This is a genomic window from Nostoc sp. (genome assembly GCF_036919555.1).
GTDB lineage: Bacteria > Cyanobacteriota > Cyanobacteriia > Cyanobacteriales > Nostocaceae > Nostoc.
Genome location: NZ_JBALCS010000025.1, coordinates 1 through 19,403, shown reverse-complemented (window position 1 = coordinate 19,403; position 19,403 = coordinate 1). Strand labels below are relative to the sequence as shown.

The 19,403-nt window shown below is 41.4% G+C and carries 16 protein-coding genes; 5 read left to right on the top strand and 11 right to left on the bottom strand.

The genetic code is table 11. The features are described from left to right. Positions 1–2 precede the first annotated feature (2 nt). Positions 3–386, top strand: coding sequence for a tyrosine-type recombinase/integrase (locus V7K36_RS08320; RefSeq protein WP_442948447.1), 384 nt, complete (start codon positions 3–5; stop codon positions 384–386). 11 nt (positions 387–397) lie between these two features. On the opposite strand, the gene V7K36_RS08315 is transcribed toward V7K36_RS08320, so the two are convergent. The 6 genes from V7K36_RS08315 to V7K36_RS08290 all read right to left on the bottom strand — a co-directional run bounded on the left by V7K36_RS08315 (position 398) and on the right by V7K36_RS08290 (position 5,863). Next, entirely contained in the window at positions 398–1,225 is an 828-nt protein-coding gene (locus V7K36_RS08315; RefSeq protein WP_335114781.1) for a GIY-YIG nuclease family protein, read from the bottom strand. Positions 1,226–1,379: 154 nt separating this feature from the next. Next, the gene (locus V7K36_RS08310) at positions 1,380–1,505 is read right to left on the bottom strand and encodes a hypothetical protein (RefSeq protein WP_335114779.1); all 126 of its coding nucleotides are present in this window, start codon (positions 1,503–1,505) and stop codon (positions 1,380–1,382) included. Positions 1,506–1,645: 140 nt separating this feature from the next. Next, positions 1,646–3,133, bottom strand: a complete 1,488-nt coding sequence (locus V7K36_RS08305) for an acyl-CoA synthetase (protein WP_335114776.1) — start codon at positions 3,131–3,133, stop codon at positions 1,646–1,648. A 271-nt stretch (positions 3,134–3,404) separates the two neighbouring features. After that, a complete protein-coding gene (locus tag V7K36_RS08300; RefSeq protein ID WP_335114774.1) occupies positions 3,405–4,385 on the bottom strand; it encodes a magnesium transporter CorA family protein in 981 nt (326 codons plus the stop codon). A gap of 250 nt (positions 4,386–4,635) precedes the next feature. After that, the gene (locus V7K36_RS08295) at positions 4,636–5,025 is read right to left on the bottom strand and encodes a DUF1634 domain-containing protein (protein ID WP_335114772.1); all 390 of its coding nucleotides are present in this window, start codon (positions 5,023–5,025) and stop codon (positions 4,636–4,638) included. Between the two features lies 1 nt (position 5,026). Then, positions 5,027–5,863 carry a sulfite exporter TauE/SafE family protein gene (locus tag V7K36_RS08290; protein WP_335114770.1) on the bottom strand — a complete coding sequence of 279 codons (837 nt, stop codon included), beginning with the start codon at positions 5,861–5,863 and terminating at the stop codon, positions 5,027–5,029. 530 nt (positions 5,864–6,393) lie between these two features. Between V7K36_RS08290 and V7K36_RS08285 the strand changes: the two genes are divergently transcribed. The 3 genes from V7K36_RS08285 (at position 6,394) to V7K36_RS08275 (ending at position 11,279) form a co-directional block, all read left to right on the top strand. Further along, a complete protein-coding gene (locus V7K36_RS08285) occupies positions 6,394–7,584 on the top strand; it encodes a sigma-70 family RNA polymerase sigma factor (RefSeq protein ID WP_335114768.1) in 1,191 nt (396 codons plus the stop codon). Between the two features lie 25 nt (positions 7,585–7,609). Beyond that, positions 7,610–8,815: a DUF1822 family protein gene (locus V7K36_RS08280; protein ID WP_335114766.1), complete on the top strand. Its 1,206-nt coding sequence runs from the start codon at positions 7,610–7,612 to the stop codon at positions 8,813–8,815. Positions 8,816–8,891: 76 nt separating this feature from the next. Continuing rightward, positions 8,892–11,279, top strand: coding sequence for a CHASE2 domain-containing protein (locus tag V7K36_RS08275; protein WP_335114764.1), 2,388 nt, complete (start codon positions 8,892–8,894; stop codon positions 11,277–11,279). 514 nt (positions 11,280–11,793) lie between these two features. Here the strand turns inward: V7K36_RS08275 and V7K36_RS08270 are convergent. The 5 genes from V7K36_RS08270 to V7K36_RS08250 all read right to left on the bottom strand — a co-directional run bounded on the left by V7K36_RS08270 (position 11,794) and on the right by V7K36_RS08250 (position 17,196). After that, on the bottom strand, positions 11,794–13,296 hold the full coding sequence (locus tag V7K36_RS08270) for an HlyD family efflux transporter periplasmic adaptor subunit (protein ID WP_335114762.1): 1,503 nt from the start codon (positions 13,294–13,296) through the stop codon (positions 11,794–11,796). A 31-nt stretch (positions 13,297–13,327) separates the two neighbouring features. Then, positions 13,328–15,520, bottom strand: a complete 2,193-nt coding sequence (locus V7K36_RS08265) for a peptidase domain-containing ABC transporter (protein WP_335114761.1) — start codon at positions 15,518–15,520, stop codon at positions 13,328–13,330. 107 nt (positions 15,521–15,627) lie between these two features. Beyond that, positions 15,628–15,942: a hypothetical protein gene (locus V7K36_RS08260; protein WP_335114759.1), complete on the bottom strand. Its 315-nt coding sequence runs from the start codon at positions 15,940–15,942 to the stop codon at positions 15,628–15,630. Between the two features lie 205 nt (positions 15,943–16,147). Continuing rightward, positions 16,148–16,552 (bottom strand): beta/gamma crystallin-related protein, encoded by a 405-nt coding sequence (locus tag V7K36_RS08255; RefSeq protein WP_335114757.1) that lies wholly within the window; start codon positions 16,550–16,552, stop codon positions 16,148–16,150. A gap of 227 nt (positions 16,553–16,779) precedes the next feature. Next, a complete protein-coding gene (locus V7K36_RS08250) occupies positions 16,780–17,196 on the bottom strand; it encodes a hypothetical protein (protein WP_335114755.1) in 417 nt (138 codons plus the stop codon). An 831-nt stretch (positions 17,197–18,027) separates the two neighbouring features. On the opposite strand from V7K36_RS08250, the gene V7K36_RS08245 reads away from it, so the two are divergent. After that, positions 18,028–19,403: filamentous hemagglutinin N-terminal domain-containing protein (locus V7K36_RS08245; RefSeq protein WP_335114753.1), on the top strand; the 1,376-nt coding region annotated here is incomplete at its 3' end.

The following is a 19,403-nucleotide window of genomic DNA, read 5'->3' as shown; positions in this document are numbered from 1 at the left end:
AAATCTGGTGCTATCACTTTTCGCAAGTTTACCACCAAAGGCAAGCACAAAACCCGGATTGTGGACATCCCACCAGGACTTGCAGCAAGACTTGGCGAATACCAGCCCAAAAAGGGGCAATGTTCCCTGGTATGTGCGGTGTGACTGAGCGTTTAACTCGATTCATGGCAGACAAGATTCTGCGGGATGCCTGCAAGCGGATTGGAGTTGAGGGAGTCAGCACCCACTCGTTTAGGCGAACTGCCCTCACGCAGATGTCCAGCGCTGGGATACCTTTGAGAACTATTCAGGAAATTTCTGATCATAGCGACTTGGGTACGTTGCAGCGTTATCTAGAGGTCACGCCAGATCAGAAACGAAAGGCGGTTTCTGTGATTGGGTTTTAGTGTTAATTTGCTCAGGGGCGGGAAAGTAAATTAAAATCGCCTAGACCTAATAGTTCCTTAGTAAAAGGGGAACGTTCACAATTTGTAAATCCCAATTTTAAATAACTGCCTCTAAATTCCTTAAATCCTGGTCTGTTGTTGAGGATGATATAAGGGTTGAGAAATATTTTGGAAGTTTCCCCATAGACAACATAATCGTAACCAAAGCAATTAGACTCTTCATATCCATACGGGATGAAGCGACTTATAAGAACATAAATTCTTTCATTTCTGTAGACAACCAGTTCAGATAGGTTATCATAACCTGCTATCTCATAATCTTTGTAAGACCCAGATGCTATCAAGAAAATGGGGCGATTTTCTTCGATAGCTCTATTTACTAGAGATAGTCTACTAGTGTTTATTGTCAACTCATCCCCATCTTCTGCGTCAAAATGTGAACAGTAGCCCGCTTCTTTAGCTTTGTGAATTTGAATATAAGTCGGGCCATATACAGTTGTAAATTTTGGTTGATTTGGTACAGGTGTGTCGTTGAGAAGTGGCTTGTAGTAATTAATAGCTTGCTTCTCCAACTTCCTGAGAGTCTCTGTTAAGTCTGAGATTGCAGCTAATAAATCCTCTGTTACGAGCCGATAGCGGATCACAGCATTTTCAATACCTTCAAACTGTCCTTGGCGATGATGGTTTATGTGACGGCTTTTCAAATTCCGCGAAAGTCCAACATACATCACAGGAGAGATACTATTACCCACATAATAAATGCCAGGTTTCGCTGGTAGTTCCTTACGTTGAATGTACGATAAAATTGGCATCTCCTTATAATTGAGATTCAATTTCATAGTTTTCTATTCCTTCATAGTGATAAACAATTTGACCACTAGGTTAAGTTTGCCCATAATGTATGCTTAAACCTCTAGTCATCAAAGTTGTTGCGCGATTGTGGCTTTCAGCATTAGTTCGGCGAGATTGGAGTCATTGACAAGTTATCCTCAATCATTGAATCCCTGCTGGGTAGGGGCGACAATCAGCCAATAGTGCCGATCGCCGATAAGCTGCTACTGACCATTGCAGAGGCACAAGCGCTAACTGGCTTGTCCAGGGAATTTCTGCTCTTTGCAATTAACAAAAGCGAGTTAAAAGCCAAAGTCATTGGCAAGGGTTGCTACCTAAAAAAGATATCAAATGGGTTCTATAGGGATTATTAATTTTGAATTTTGAATTTTGAATTTTGAATTCGGAGCAAAGCGACGTGATGATCGCTATGAGCGAAATAGCTCAACTACTGTCGGCTTAGTCACTTTCCCCATAGCGTTGCGAGGTAATTCTTCAACCGTCAGAATTTGGGTTGGTACCTTATAGACAGCCAATCGCTCTTTTGCCCAACTCCTGAAAGATTCTAATGTTAAAGGTTGTGACTGTTGCAATACTAACGCAGCACAGACCCGTTCACCCCACTCTATATCTGCAACCCCAACCACTGCACATTCCTGAATATCTGGATGCGATCGCAGCACTTCTTCAATTTCTAAAGCTGAAACTTTATACCCTCCCGTTTTGATGATATCCACACTCATCCGTCCCAGAATACGGTAGTTGCCGTTCTCAACTACAGCGGTATCTCCAGTACAGAACCAGCCATCTTGGAAGGCTTTGGCGGTTGCTTGGGGGTTTTGCCAATATTCTAGAAACACTCCGGGGCCTTTAACTTGGATTTCTCCTGGTGTTCCTGCTGAGACTAACTCCCCGCTCTCATCTACTAACCTTACTTCAACATCAGGTAGAGGCTTTCCGACATATCCCGATCGCCGTTCACCGTGTAAAGAGTTAGATAGCGCCATGCCAATTTCCGTCATCCCATATCGCTCAAGCAGAAAATGGCCGCTGATGGTCTGCCACTTTTCTAAAACTTGAACTGGTAACGCCGCCGAGCCAGAAACCATCAGGCGCATTTTAGCACAGCCTACTGACATACTTTTTTGGCTTTCCTTAGAGCTAGTTTCCCAAGCAGCAATCAGTTTCACATAAATTGTTGGTACTGCCATAAATAGGGTTAAGTCACCGTCACAAATTCGGTTCCAAACAGTTTTGGGATCAAACTTGCTCAACATCTGGCACTCCGCCCCAGCCCATAAAGCACAAGTCAGTATGTTAATAATCCCATGAATATGATGTAGTGGCAGGATATGCAAAATGCGTTCGCTAGATGTCCATTCCCAAGCGGTGATTAAGCTAGTTACTTGCGCTTGAATATTTTGATGAGTTGTAACCACACCCTTCGGTTTACCTGTTGTACCGCTCGTGTAGAGAATTAAGGCGCGTCTAGTGATATCTACCTCTGGGAGACGACCAACATTAGATGGGAGCGTTTCTGAGGTGAGGATAAATCGCAAATTTCCTTCAGTAGCGAGCGATCGCAGTATACCCTCAAAATTGGGATGAGCAACAATAATCGATGCTCCACAATTGGTAATGACATACTCCAATTCTGGTCGCGGGTGGGAAATACACAGAGGTACAGCTATGCCACCAGCCCGCCAAATCCCCCATTGAGTGGCTACATACTCAAACCCTGGCGGGATGAGAAAAGCAACTCGCTGCTCGTGTAAATCTTCTGTATTCTCAAGAAGACCTGTTGCTATTTGACTAGAAGTGTGGAGCAAATCCCGATAGGTAAATGCTCCTTCCGTTGTAGCAATCGCCGTTTTCTCGTTGTGTGCTTCAGCACGAATAATCAATGGGAGATTCACGTTTTTTACCGATTTAGGGTTGATTGAGTCTAATTACTGAGCAATAATTTATTTGACTACAACGACACATCAAATGTCAAAATAATTAATAATTTACAATTACGTACCAAAGTTAGGGTATGGATGCTCAGGAGTTATTGAGAAGGTATGCTGCTGGGGAGAATAATTTTGCTGGGGTTGACTATTATGCCAGATGGAAGTATTGTGGTCGGTCCCAGATATGGTTGACACATCTGGTGTAAATCTATTTTTGTTCGTAACTTAATAGATGCTACAACCAACGTTGTTTTTTAGCATAAGTAATGCTACCAATCACAATTAATGCCATCACGCAGATCACAGCAGGATAAGCCCAAGGTTGCTCTAATTCCGGCATATATTTGAAGTTCATACCATAGAAACCAGACATGAAAGTGATTGGTAAGAATATGGTCGAGAGGATAGTCAAGCGATTAATTCGTTCACCGGTTTTGCTAGCAATATTATCGCGTTGAATTTCCATTAATTCTGACATCCAGGCTCTCAGAGCTTGATATTCTTGCCAGAGTTTATCAACCTGATGAACCAATTCTTGATTGAATAGTTCCTTCACTGGCTGGGTGATCCATTGGAAATCTTCGCGATCCATAATAGCCATAAGTGACTTGATGCTTTGAAAATTACGGCGTCCCGAACGAGTAGATTGTCTCATCGTGGCAATTTTTTGGTACGTTGATTCATCACCAGAATTCTCTAATACTTCATCTTCTAAATCATCAAGTTTTCTAGAAATATAGTCAAATACAGTTTCGTAATTATTCAAAACATCTTTAAAAATGAGATAAAAAAGATAGTCAATTCCCAACTTTGGAATATCTAGAGTTCGCTTTTGCAGATTATTAGCTAGAATACTTAAAACTTTTAGTTCAGTGATTTCAAAGGTGATGATAAAATTATTTCCAACCACAATATTGCCACGCGCAACCTCAAACTCGTGATTTTTTATTTGAGGAGTTAGAATTTCATAGCTGTCAAATAAACAATCTTCTACGTCTTCATCAATTCCTAGAGGGGAATGGTTGAAAATCATGTTAACACGAGATGGATTGAGTCCAAAGTGCTTGATAATTTTGGCAGTTCCAGTGCGATCGCGGAAGTGAATACACCGCAACCAAATATTCTGATAACTATCAATCTTTTTCAGTACCGTATCGACATCCCAACTGGTGAATAATTCCAGGTTATTTTGAGAAAAAGTGAGGAGAATTAGCATATAGCAATCCTGCTGGCATTATCGGATCTTGGGGCTAGATGGATTAAATCTTACCCTAGCAGGACTTACGCAAACAATAGCTGAAACCCTTATTTTTACGTAGGGGCAATTTATGAATTGCCCCGGAGGGCGTCTAGTTTTGCGTAAGTCCTACCTAGCTCTGATAGCGCCACTTTGTTTCAAATTTTATTACTGATCAGACGAGTCCCCTTGTCAATAGGTTTTGAGATGCGCTAACCCTAAGATATATCTAAAAATTTCCTCCAATCAGACTGTATATCAGGCCAACCAGTACAATTAAAGTCACAATTACATAGGTATAATCTTTTAGTCGCATAAAGGCTAACAGCGAAAAAACAACTCGTACAACTGGAGTAGCAATCAGCAGCAGTAGTCCTAGTTGAATAATGCCTCGGTTACGACCTGATAATATTGATGTTTTGACCCCGGCTGGAGTGCGAAACTCTGCTGGTTCTCCCCGAAAAAACTGGTAATTAGGAACCTCAGTCCCGTGGCGGATTAAGTATAAAATTCCACCCACTAAAACCAAAGTGGTGGCAAGGATGACTCCGACTCTTAACAGATTGACAATAAATTGTTCAAAGCGCTGCTCAAACTTAGTACGCCTTTTTTGAGCCATTTTAAAGCCTCCCAGTTAGACCTTTATAAATCATTTCTAACGCTAGTACCAAAATGACAACGCTGAAAATATTTCGTAAAAGTTTTACCTCGGCTCTGATCAATACCCGCGCCCCTAAAACAGCACCCAACAGTACCCCTAACATTACGGGCATTGTTAATCCGGGGTCGATGTAACCTCGGTTCAAGTAGATTCCAGCGCTAGCCGCCGCCGTCACCCCAATCATGAAATTGCTGGTGGTTGTAGAAACCTTGAACGGGATACGCATAATTTGATCCATTGCCAAGACCTTGAAAGCTCCAGAACCAATGCCCAGCAATCCAGAAATTACACCAGCCACCAACATTAATCCAAATCCAGAGGTAATATTAACTACGTTGTAAGGCTGTTCTCCCGTTGATGTCGGATATGTACTACTGAGCTTCAATCGAATGGTTAAAGGGTTACATGGTAAACTGTTGAGGTCTTCATTTCTGGTTTGACGCGACAAATATGCCGAGTAGAGCAAAACAAACCCAAAGACAATAGTGAGCATTCCAGTAGAAATCTTTGCTGCTATAGTTGCTCCGAATATTGCGCCAAAAGTTGTAGCTACTTCTAGGAACATTCCCAACCGCAGATTTGTGTAGCCTTCCTTGACGTAGGCAGAAGCCGCTCCACTAGACGTAGCAATTACAGAGACTAGAGAAGCACCAATGGCGTAATGAATATCTACTCCACAAACTACAGCGAGGAAGGGAACAATTACTACTCCACCACCTAACCCAGTCAGTGCCCCTAAAAATCCGGCAATCAAAGAACCAAGCCAGACCAATAGAGAAAATTCTAGGATGTTCAAGCTATTTCCTCCGCTACAAATTTCTTAGGTTGAGACTAGAAAGAGGAACTCAAATTTTTGCTGGCTGATTTCACACCAGCATTTTAAGAACTTTTACTAATAGGAGCAAATATCTTTGTTTTTCCAATTGATAAATTAAATTAATTAATAAGTAATACTATCGGCTGTGAGAACAGCCGATCAGAAAGAGTAGTGCGAACTTACTATTGTAAAGTGCTGCCATTGGCACACTATGCAAAAACCCATCCTGAATAAACACAAGGGTTTTAAGAGGATGTTTTAAAAGGCTCTTTTGCTTTCATAATTAGCACAGCTAAGTATCTCGGTACATGGCTAAAACCTTAATTTTTCGTAGGAGTTAACCCAAGTCAGAACGGCAAATTATCCCTTCTGGAACTTTTAAAACATCCTCTAACTGGGCTATTATATTTGCAAATTATTAAACTAGTATCTTGCCATGTCCACAGATGTGTCTGCGGCTTTCTTTGATAGTTGCTTAACTTCGGATCAATTTAAATTTTTAACTGCTTATGCGTCCTCGTCAAGAAATTACCGAGATGTTCTCAACCTTCGTTGAGTTGGAAAAAGACAGATTTAGCAAATGGTTGATTGATATCAAACTACGTCGAAGCATTCAAAATTGCTTGGAGTCTTCACCATTTGTCCCTAACTCAGAAAACTTTTGGGCGTTACATTGGCATAAGCGCTGGCGATCGCAATCTAATCGCCTTGCTAGAATGCATCTGTCTGCTTATTTACAAGAACCAAATTATTGGGCTGCCAAAAAAACAATTGCCAAATTTACAAATAGTCAATACAGCCTAGCAGATTATTTTCAAATGGCGAATGCTGAAATCGAAACAATTCTCAAAAACTTTAACCCAGAAAAATGCTCTAGTTTAAAAGCCTATGCCACTATAGCAATTCCTAGTCGGTTAAAAGACATTTTACGCCAACGTAAGGAAGCTGATATCTGCACAAATTGGGCATTATTACGCAAAGTGAGCAAAAAGCAGTTTTTAGAAGCTCTTGATAAAACTGGATTATCACCTTCTGTAATTGCCCAATATCGTTTAGCCTGGACTTGTTTCAAAGAACTTTATGTGCAAAACCAACCAGGAGGCACAAAGGCACTACCGGAGCCAGACCACCAGCTTTGGGAAGCGATTGTCAACCTCTATAACCGCGAATGCCAAAGTCAATTAACTCAACCTACTCCACAATGCACGAGAGAAAAAATTGAACAGTGGTTAACCCAGGCAGCTATCTACGTGCGTACTTATCTGTTTCCGCCTGTTAGTTCTCTAAATTTAGTCAGATCAGAAGATGACGGCAGAACAACTCTTGATTTGCCAGATCCATCTTCTGACTCATTAATCGCTGAGATGATAGCCCAAGAGGATGCCCAAAACAAACAAAATCAACAATCTCAGATTCAAGATATATTGTTAAAAGCTTTACAAAATCTTGAGGCGAAAACCCAGGAAATACTTAAACTTTACTACCAACAGGGACTGACTCAGCCACAGATTGTACAACGCCTACAAATGAGTCAGCCTACTGTTTCTCGTCGGCTACTCAAAGCTAGAGAATCAATGTTGAAAGCATTGATCGAATGGAGTCAAGATACGCTTAATATTTCTGTGACTTCCAACCTAGTTAATGATATGAGTACCGCTTTGGAAGAATGGTTGAAAGTTAAGTATGGCGAATTTAGCTGACGTTATGAAAGATGAGGTAGTAAAAATGACTTCTGCTTTTACAGAACCGCAGGAACTATTGTTAGAAATATCACCATCATTACAGACAAGTTCTTGGCAAGAAAGCCAAGTTTACGCCACACCTAGCAGTCGCTGGCGTGCTTACATGAATCAAATTTGCCTTCATGAGTTTTTGAATTGGGTAAAAGCTGAATATGTTCCAGAAGCAAGTATCTGGTACAGTTCTCCTGGTATTCCTGCTTTTTGGGAATTTGTCAATGGTACAGCAATTTTGTTAAAGGAAAAGCGAGTCGTTTTAATTCCCAGCGAGGCAATTGATGATAGTGAGTTAGAAGTTCCTCAAGAATGGGTAGACATTCCCACTTGGGCGGCAGACTATTATTTAGCAATACAAGTTACACCAGATGGCGAGAGGGTAAGAATTTGGGGCTACATAACCCATACTCAACTTAAATCACTGGCAGACTATGACCAAGTAGATAGGACTTATTGTGTAGATGCACAGCACTTAATTAAAGACCTTAATGCTTTTTGGATGACCTACCAATTTTGTGGAACAGAGGAGATGAAAACTGCGATCGCACCACTACCAGAATTATCGACTGCTGAAGTAGAATATGTGCAGCAGATGTTAAGCAATTCTTCAGTGACATTTCTGAGATTAGCACTACCATTTACAACCTGGGGAATGCTATTAGAGAATGAACAGTGGCGGCAATGGTTGTATCAACAAAGGCTGCGATATCTACGACGGGCTGCGCCTACGCAATTTTCCCAAGTACAAGTGAATCTTAGTCGTTGGCTGGAGCAGATTTACGATGCTTCTTGGCAAGCCATAGAGACTTTTTTTGAGCAAAACTCCAGTAACCTAGCTTTTAATTTCCGCAGTTCTTCTGGGTTAAATGCTACCCCGATTAAACGCGCCAAGCTGATTGACTTGGGAATGGAAATAGAGGCTCAAAAAGTTATTTTATTAGTTGCCTTAATCACTAAGGCTACCCAACAAGTTAGTATTCGCGTGCAGCTACATCCAGCTTGCAATCAACCTTACCTACCCGCTAATATCAAGCTAGTTTTACTTTCAGATCAAGAGGGAATAATTCAACAAGTACAAGCAAGAGTTCAAGATATCTATATGCAATTGAAACTCTTTAATGGGGAAGTGGGAGAATGTTTTTCTATCCAGGTTGCTCTGAATAATTATCAAATAACAGAAAATTTTATGATTTAGTCATTAGGAGCCAGCAGCCTCAAAGTGGTATTGATTAGTCATTAGTTAATCACGAATGATAGAGTTCACTTGACTTATGAGTAAGCTAGTTGTCTTCAGCTTATTAGGAGGAGATTTAAATAAAGGATTTCCTGTTGTCACGGCTCAACTTTGGCATCATAATCAATTTTTACTCCTAAAATTAACAGGCAGTTTGCCAGCAGTACCAGAATTAAGCGAACTCTACCGGAGATGGCAGCTACTCTACGAAGCCATCCATCAAAGCCTGGGTAGCAATCAACGGATAAAAGTGCATTCGCAAGACATAAGCAATATTTCTGTCAATGACTTCAATGAAGTGTGTCAACAGCTACAAGCAAATATCAATGCTTGGTTGAAATTTGAGTCATTTCAGAATATTGAGCGGCAGTTGCGGACTCTACTTAATCGGGATGATGAAATTAGAGTCATAATTGAAACGAATATAGTTTTACTGCATCGGTTGCCTTGGCATCTGTGGAATTTTTTTGAAGATTATCCTAAAGCTGAATTAGCTTTGAGCAATCATGAATATGCATCTCCTCAAGTATTGCCAAAATCTCCTACAGCTAAAGTCAAAATTTTGGCAATTTTAGGCAACAGTGTTGGTATTGATATTGATCAAGACGGCACTTTGTTAGAAGGTTTAACAGATGCCCAAACTACGTTTCTTATCGAACCAACACGTAAAGAACTTGATGAGCATCTATGGAATCTAGATTGGGATATTCTATTTTTTGCCGGACATAGCACTAGTATTGCTGATGGAGAGATAGGAGAATTTTACATCAATCAGACAGAAATTTTAACAATTCCCCAGCTTAAAAATGCACTCAATACAGCAATTAGTCGCGGCTTAAAACTGGCAATTTTCAATTCTTGTAACGGAATTGGTTTAGCACGAAATCTAGCTGATTTGAACATTCCCCAAATGATTGTAATGCGGGAAATAGTGCCAGATTTAATAGCACAGGAGTTCTTAAAAAACTTTCTTATTGCCTTTGCGGGTAGCAAACCATTTTACTTGGCTGTACGAGAAGCACGAGAAAGACTTCAAGGATTAGAAAATGAATTTCCTTGCGCCAGTTGGTTGCCAGTTATCTGTCAAAATCCTACAACTGTTCCTACTACGTGGCAAGAACTATCTGGCAATTTTGGTGATCCTAAATTTGTGGGTGAAGTTTCGACAAAAGGTAAAATTGCAACACCAAAATCTAAACTTTTGACTGTACTACTTAGTACTTTTGTTGTGGCTGTTTCAACAATAGGTTTGAGATACTTGGGAGTCTTTGAGAAAATCGAACTGCAAACTTTTGACCAAATACTGCGACTGCGACCTAATGAAGACCCAGATCGAAGGTTGATAATTGTTGAAATCACCGAAAAAGATATTCAATCTCGACAACAGACAACGCTAGGGCTAAAATCAATTTCGGATAGTACCTTAGCGACATTACTTAAACAATTACAAAAGCATCAACCGCGAATTATTGGATTAGATATTTACAGAGACTTTGCCGATCCACCGAATAAGTTACAACCAATAAAACTTTCCCCAGAAATTAGCAAAGAGAATGTTGTTGTTGCCTGCAAAAGCCGTGATAATAAATATGACCCCCAAGGTGTTAAACCTCCGAAAGAAGTACCTGTAGAACGTCAGGGTTTTACTGATGCAATTAAAGACCCAGATGGTATCATCCGTCGCCAAATTTTGATGATGGCACAAGAGCCTTCTTCGACTTGTACAACACCTTATTCGCTTTCGTTGCAATTAGCTGCTCGTTACTTATCTTCCGAAAAGATTCAACCTAAATTTAAGGAAGATTATTTACAGTTTGGCTCGAAAGTATTTAACCGCTTAAAACCTGGCCGCAGTGGTGGCTATCAACAGGGAGTTAATTTAGGCGGAAGTCAAATACTGATCAATTACCGTAATACTGATTATCTAAGAGTTTCCCTTGAAGATATATTGAGCGATAAAGTTAATCCCGATCTACTTAAAGATAAGATAGCGATCGTTGGAGTGACAGCTAACACTGTCAGCGATACTTGGTCAACTCCCTACAGTACTACACAGCAAGATTACCAAGAAATATCAGGGGTATTTATCCAAGCGCAAATGGTTAGCCAAATTTTGAGTACAGTTTTAGACCAACGTCCAATTCTTTGGGTTTTGCCTTACTGGGGGGATATTCTCTGGATATGCGGCTGGTCTGTAGTTGGGAGTCTGATTATTTGGCGCGTTCGTTCGGTGTCAGATAAGGGATGCGCCATAGTTGCGATAGTTGTCATTTTATATGGAGTTTGTGCGATCGCTCTTTTAAAACAAGGGCTATGGATACCATTTATTCCTTCTGCCTTTGGCGTAGTTGTAAGTGGTGTTGTTGTGTTATTTATTCAACGCCGTCGGGAATTTTCTATTACTCCACAACCCTTAGTTGAATAAAATTTATCTTTACAAATGAAAAATAACCGTCATTTGATTTATATGACAGTTATATCATGTCCGCTTGATTACTTATTAAACCCTAAGAACCCCACCCCGCCAAAGCTATGCTTTGTCTCCCCTCCCGAAGAGCCTACGGTGTATACACAAGTCCTAAAATCCTTGCCTGGTAAGATACAAGCCTTAATGGGCAAGGTTTTGATTTGATCAAGTTGATTATCAATAGTGTCAGATTATTGATAGAGGCATAACGGAAAATCAAGGATTTTAAAAATAATTTTCCGTTCTTTTCTGTCCATTTGATTGCCAACTAGACTTGTGTATACACGGTAGCCCGAAGAGCGGGGAGGGGATTAAGGGGAGCCAGCGCTCAGAGGGGTCTCCCCAAGTGGAGCATCTGGCGTGTGGGGTGCAATGACTGTGGGAATCACAACTAACTATGCGGACATAATATTATTAGGTAATTAAGCTTCAGTGTTGGGCGGCTCTGGCGATTGGAAGCAAGTGGTCAACGTCACAAATCCGCGATCAACCTTGCCTTGCGGAGTAAGAATTGCAGTACAGTTTCTTCGCGGCTAATAATATCAACTCTGCCATCCATACCCAATTGAATTTGACATTTCTTTGTAGTGCGACCTAATGCAAGTTTTTCTGGCTCAATTGTGACTTCGTAAAAAGCGCCTACAGCAGTTGCTTTGGGGGTAGAATTTGTATCAGCATTTGCATCATCTTTTTGCGAACTAACAGCATCTGGGGCGATCGCTTTCACTTTGCCTTTGAGAGTGCCATAATCGGGATAAGGACAAGCTGTGACTCGCATTTGCACTTCTTGACCAATTTTTACCTTACTTTTAGCCTCAGAACCTACAGCTGCTTTGATAACTAAAGGCGCATGACTGGGAACAATTTGGACAACTTCCTCCCCGACACGTAGAGTTTGACCGGGGTTTCTCAAATTTAGCTTGGAAATAATCCCGTCTGCTGTAGCGGTAATAGTAGTTTGCTTCAGGTCGATTTCAGCTTGCTTGAGTTCGTTCTCTTGGCGCTCTAATTGTTTTTCAGTTTCAATTTTCTCCTTGAGGAGTATTTGACGTTCTCTTTCTAAGGTTGCTTTGTTCACTTCCCCAGAGGCTTTTTCTTGAGCAATGTGTTCAGTTGCCATTGCTACATCTGCATTGCTTGGGTTGAGAGCTACTTGAGCGCGATTGCGTCTAGCAATAGCCCCTAAAACAGCTTGTTTTAGCCGTTCATTTGTTTTTTCTTGAGCCTTATAAGTTGCTTTTTGCGCCTGTACAGCTTGTTGTTGCTGTTTCACAGCCAGCTGTACTTCTTCTAATTGATCGCGGGATAATGCCCCTTGTTTAGCAGCACTTTCATATCGGTTCTGCTTTGATGTCGCTGCTCCTAAAGCAGCTTCAGTAGCGTAAAGATTAGCTAGTGCTGATTGTAACTGTGCTTGCCCTGCATATAATTCTTCTTGGGCTATTTTGATGTTGGCTTCTGCTTCTTGGACTTCAGTGATACTGGTAATTTTTTTGTCTTGATGATCGCGATCGCGTCCCTTAAATTCAGCTTTCGCAGAGGCAATAGTCCGATTAGCGCGATCGCTTTCAGCCCGAATTTGACTATCTATTGCATTAATTTGAGGAACGGTTTGAATTAGTTGTAACCTAGCTTGTTGAATATTCGTTTGCAGCTCGGTTTTTTTGGTTTGCAGTCGAGAGTCATCAATAGTGGCAATTATATCTCCTTTTTGCAGCGTTTGATTTTCTTTGACGTAAATCTGCATTACCTGTCCTTCTATTGCAGCCTGCACAATTGGCAATTCACCCGCAGGACGGACAACAGCTTGTCCTTTGACCGTAACTTTATATTTAACAACCGCAGCCACAGGAATAGCTAACGACAACACAAACACGATAAATAGTCCGCCAAATGTAGTCCAACGGCTAATTGGTGGGAGAAACTCGTTGTCTTGAACTGGGGGTAAAAAATTGGTTTGAGAGTTACTAATCATAAATGCTGAGTATATGTGAAATGCCCAATAACTAATTCCGAATAACTAAAGAAGATTTAAACCCATTCCCAGAAGGATAAATCTCATTAATAAAGCTTAAATGCTCTCCAGGAATATGACGTAATTCTTCTGGAGTGCCTTGAGTTTTTAGGTGTCCATCTTCAAGCAACACAATCCAATCAGCCCGTTTGATAACTTGAGGACGGTGGCTAATCATAATTGTGGTTTTGCCTTGACGGTGATTAAGTAATCTATCTAAAACTTTCGTTTCACTTACTGGGTCAAGAGCGCCTGTGGATTCATCTAAAATTAATACAGGTGGGTCAGTAACAATTGCTCTGGCTATAGCTAATCTCTGCCTTTGTCCGCCAGAAAGATTTGCACCAAATTCGCCTAAAACAGTTTGATATTTATCGGGTAATTTGCTAATGAATTCATCTGCACCAGCAATATGACAAGCTTTGACTATCTCTTCAAAACTAATATTGGGATAACTGAAGCGAAAGTTTTCAACAATTGAACGGCTCCAAAAATGAGGTTCTTGGGGAACTAATACTACTTGTTGTCGCAAACATTCTAAAGATAAGTCTTGCTGGTTGTATAAGCCATAACGAATGTTACCAGATTGGACTTGATATAAACCGGTAATTAATTTGCCAAGGGAACTTTTACCACAGCCAGATTGACCGATTAAGGCTATTACTCGACCACCAGGGATAGTTAAAGAAAAATTTTCTAACAGGTCAGTTCTACCAGCATGGTGAAAGTTAACTTGAGAACAACTAATATCTGCATTGCCAGGAATTTCTGCCCAAGGTTTTTTAAAGTCATTTTCATCTTCTGGGGTAGCATCTATAACTTCTGTCAAGCGTTGAACGACAATTTGAGCAGTGATAAATTGATCAATTAGCCCGACTACTGACGATAAAAAGCCAAGAAAGCTGCCACTCATACCACTGTACGCCAGCAGTTGACCGATAGATAATGTCTGATTAATCACCAAGCTAGAACCTAACCAGAGGATGCCAATACTCGTCAATTTGGAAAGAATACTAGTGACTGTGCTGCTGTAAAGCCCCAACTTCATCGTAGTCCAGCCTAAGTTAGCAATGCGACCAAAATTTGTCTGATATTCTTGCCAAGCTTGATCTGTCGCTTGGGTGGTTTTGAGGACTTGAACACCGTGAAAGGTTTCGACTAAAAAGCCTTGATTTTCCGTACTTTTAACGATGAGACTGCGGGTTTTACGGCGCAAGGCGGGAAGAAAAAGCAGGTTGACTCCTGTGACGATGACGAAAGCTGCAAAGGAAGCTAGAGTCAGTTCCCAACTATAGAAAAGCATGAAACCCAAGGAAACCAGAGCCACAAAAAATTGACTGGGTAAACCAAGGACAATTTGGGAAACTAGATTATTGATGGTATGAACATCAGCAATCCGGCTAACGACTTCCCCACTGCGACGCGCTTCAAAATATGATAAGGGTAAGCGTAACAGTTTTCGCCCGTATTCTAGAATTAGCCCGTATTGCAACCGTTGACCAAAATGACCAATCAGGTGAGATTGTACCAAACCAATGGCATTTTGAATTAGGTTCATGGCAATGACGCCAATTGCCACCGTTGTTAGCAGTTGGGTATCTCCCCGCACTAGCACGTCATCGGTGAGGAGTTGCATCATTAAAGGGGAGGCGAGGGACAACAGCCCGATCGCAAAGTTAATTGCGATCGCCTGAATCAGCAGGTTACGATAGGGTAATATCCGGGCAATGAAGCGCCCAAAACCGCCAATTTTATCTTCTGATTGCTCATAGAAGCGGCTGTCATCTGGCATCAGTAGCAGCATCACACCATCACTCCAACCCGCCATTAACTCTTTTAAGGTGAGATAACAGATACCAACTGCGGGATCAGAGATAATACATTTTTTCCCCTTTAGCCCGTAAAATACTACCCAGTGGTAGCCTTTCCAGTGAATGATCGCAGGCAAGGGAAGTTCATTTAATTTCTCTAGTACTTCTGGAGTGGCTTGGACTTGACGAGCATGGAATCCTAGAGTTTCTGCTCCCCGTCTCAAACCTAACAAGGTGGTTCCCCGCGAACCTGTGCCGACTGCTTCTCGCACGCGGTTGAGGGCAAAGGTGCGTCCGTAGTGTTTGCAAACTGTGGCAAGGCTTGCAGCACCACAGTCTTCCTCACTGTGTTGCAATACGCTGTTGTATTTCATTGTTTATAGAACTTACGCAGTATACAAATTGTCTATTATGTGAATATGTGAATAAGGATATTTGGTTGTCTCAGAGTATTGTCGATTTTAACCGGGTGATGGTGGCTTTACAAATGCGACGCCGAATAGCCCGTCGTGGACATCGCTACGGACTTGTATTCTGAACCAACAGACTTGTGTTCTGAACCAACGGACTTGTGTTCTGAACCAACGGACTTGTGTTCTGAACCAACAGACTTGTGTTCTGAACCAACAGACTTGTGTTCTGAACCAACAGACTTGTGTTCTGAACCAACAGACTTGTGTTCTGAACCAACAGACTTGTGTTCTGAACCAACGGATTTGTGTTCTGAACCAACGGATTTGTGTTCTGAACCAACGGATTTGTGTTCTGAACCAATCGTTATCCACATAATAGCCATTTTGTACAGTGCGTAAGTCCTGGTTTAATGATTAAAGTAAGTAAACAATGAACAGTTATCAGTCAAAAGTGAATAACTGCTAACTGAAGTTATTGATATTAAGTAACTGATAGCTGAACACTGTTAATACTGCATCAGAAATGTATACTCTAAGGCAGCTTTCCATTGGGCAAAAATCCCTATAACGGCGGCAGGATAATTAAATCTATGCTACACGATAGAGGGAACTTAGACTGTCGTTTTCAATACCCTGTTGTGGGACGAAAGAGTATAGTCCTGGTCCGAGAGTGGTCTGATAATTCCCATATTGGGCCTCTCTATAGAAGTCCCATGTACCCCGGATAATGGCAATAGATGAGGTTTGATCGTTTAAATCATTACCAACGTAGCTAATACCATCAGATATTGATGCATTCACCGCCAGAGGATTACCGCCGCCGAATCCTGCATCTCTATACAAAATTACATCTGGGTCATTGCCCCCAGTATAGCCCTCACCACCACTACAGGTAGCAGCAACCTTATCGTCAAGTTGCTTCACTGCGCTGAAACTCAATTCTGCTAATGTTTTCTTGTTCATATCTACTCCGTGGTTGTTGATGTTAGACATTGTTGTTCTTCTGAGTTTTAGATTAGGGTTTAAACAAATCCCTAATCTGGCAGGATGAGAGGGGGTAAGGGGAAGAATTAAGAACTAGATAAAACCAGTTAATAACTCAACTCCTCCCCTACACCCCGTCATAGTAAGAGTTTCACGTTATCAAGCGTGCCATTCTACTCTGAGGCAGCTTTGCCCTCTAGACAACAATCCCTAGTACGGTTCCAGGGAAGTCAAATCTAGACATTACGGAAAGCGGAAGTGATTGCGTCGTTGTTATGCCCAAGATTGTATAATCCTGGGGCCAGCAGACCAGTATTGTCGCCACCATAGCCTTGGTCTTGAAAGAAACTCCATGTACCTCTACGAACCAAAATAGATGAGGTTTGATCGTTGAACGTGGTATCCTGCCCGCCTAGAAGCCCGATGTTGGAAACACCATCACCAGTTACTGCATTCACGCCTAGTGACTGTCCCTGGCCGTCTGGATCTTTATACAAAATTACATCTGCATCAGAACCAGGACCGCTGAGAAATCCTTCACCACCACTACAGCTAGCAGCTACCTCATCGTTAATTTCCTTGACTGCGCTCAAGTTCAATTGGGCTAATGTGTTGTTGTTCATATCTACTCCGTGGTTATTGATGTTAGACATTGTTTTTCTCCTGAGTTTAGATTGTGTTAGGACTTACGCATTAACAGAAAGACAATTATGTAAATAAGGTGTAACCTTCTTTATTACATACTTCTGTGACTGCGATATTTCCTGTTTGCCTCACAGCTACAAGAATAAATCCAAGTCAGCTAAGAAAGCATCGTCATGAGCGGAAACTACATTTCCAATTTTGGAAATAGGAGCGAGGGAAAACTTCTTAACCCTACAAGTAGCGCTCAGGCATATTGCAATTTGAACTGAAGGTAAGCTTGTTTTCTTCCTTCTGATTCTTAATAGGTAGCAGTGAGATTTGTTTATTCACTGTTGGGAATCAGAGTGGTTTCAGGCTTGTTAACCTTCCTGATTCTTAATTGGTAGCAGTGATATTGGTTTATTCACTGTTAGAAATCAGGCATTTTTGGCTGGCTTTCCCTTCTAATTTTTAATTGGTAGCAGTGATATGATTTTATTCACTTGATTCAGTAACGCCAATTTGGTAATATCCTCTCTTGTGCATAAGTTGATTATCCTGACACTTACAAGACTTACGCATTGACAAGAAACTGACTACGTGCATTCAAGCCCACTTTCTGTTTTAGATGTTCGAGGATAAAAGGCGTGAGGTACAGATTATCTTAAGGGCACAGCAGTGCTGTGCCCCTACCTGTGTACTTCATTTACCTGAAAAACGCTGTAAATACTGTAGGTATCGCCTGTTTTTTCCTTGTTTATTAACTGCACTTTTTGTCTATTTTGTCAATGCGTAAGTCCTGACTTCTACTCTTAATTGACGCTGACAAGCTAAATTTCCTTTTCTATTAGGAGAGTGCAATGTCTTTTAAAACTGCGCGTTTGGACTGGTTGCAAGGTCTAGGAATTGCAATTGTCAGTGCGATCGCTTTATATGCAAATATCTCAGTTGCCCAAATCACCCCAGACAGCACTCTGCCAAATAATTCCAATGTGAAATTAGAGGGCAATACCAGGATTATTGAGGGTGGAACCACAAGAGGGGGTAATTTGTTCCACAGCTTTCAGGAGTTCTCTGTTCCCAATGGCAGTACTGCTTTCTTCAATAATGCACTGGATATTCAGAACATCCTGACACGAGTAACAGGTAAGTCAATTTCTAATATTGATGGCTTAATTCGTGCTAATGGGAAAGCAAACTTATTCCTACTTAATCCCAATGGTATTGTTTTTGGAAAAAATGCCCGGTTAGACATTGGCGGCTCATTTTCTGCAACTACGGCAAGCAGTTTCAAGTTTCCTAATGGCAGTAAATTTAGTGCTACTAATCCCCAAGCACCGCCATTATTGACGATAAATATTACACCTGGTTTGCAGTATGCAGCAAGTCAGCCAGGTGCGACTATTACCAACACCGGAAATTTAACACCCCCGCAAGACTTGACACTAGTAGCTGACAAACTTGATTTGCAGGGACAGCTAAAAGCAGGAAGAAATTTAACACTGCGAGCTAGTGATACTGTGAAAGTGCGAGACAGTTTGACGACTCCGTTTTTAGCTCAAGCAGGTGGTAATCTCACAATTGAGGGAAATCAAGGAATTGACATTTTAGCCCTCAATCATCCAACGCGGACATCGTTTGTGAGTGGGGGCGATTTCAGCTTAATCAGTGATGGAATTATTTCTGGCGATGCTCATTTTGCCAGTGGTGGGAATTTTTCACTCAGGAGTGTATCGGGGGGACTGGCAAACTTCGTAAGCCTTTATGACCCAATAATCAGCAGTAATGGCGATGTGGATGTTGCAGCTAACTATACAGGGGCATCGTTGTTAGTTGAAAGCAAGGGAAATATTCGCTTTCAGGGTGATATAAATATTACTAGACCGGATACTAGCACTTTACCTGCTGGACAAGATACTGTAACTTTAAACAAGAGTACAGCGTTAATTATGCGTTCTGGGCAGAATACTCTAGCTTATGGCGGTATTAATTATGGCTCAGTACCTGCTTTTGCTAGTGGAACTGTGCCGGAGGGAATTACTTTGGGTGGAAATGTTACTTTACAGCCGTTTAATGATGCAGGGGGAATAGTTAGCTTAACGACAGCATCCGGAGATGTGAGTACTAAAGAAATTACAACTAATGGTGGCGCGATCGCTTTCACTGCCAATGGGAATATTACCACAGGCGGTATGAACTCAGAAGCAGGGGGTACTGGCAATGGCGGGGACATTAC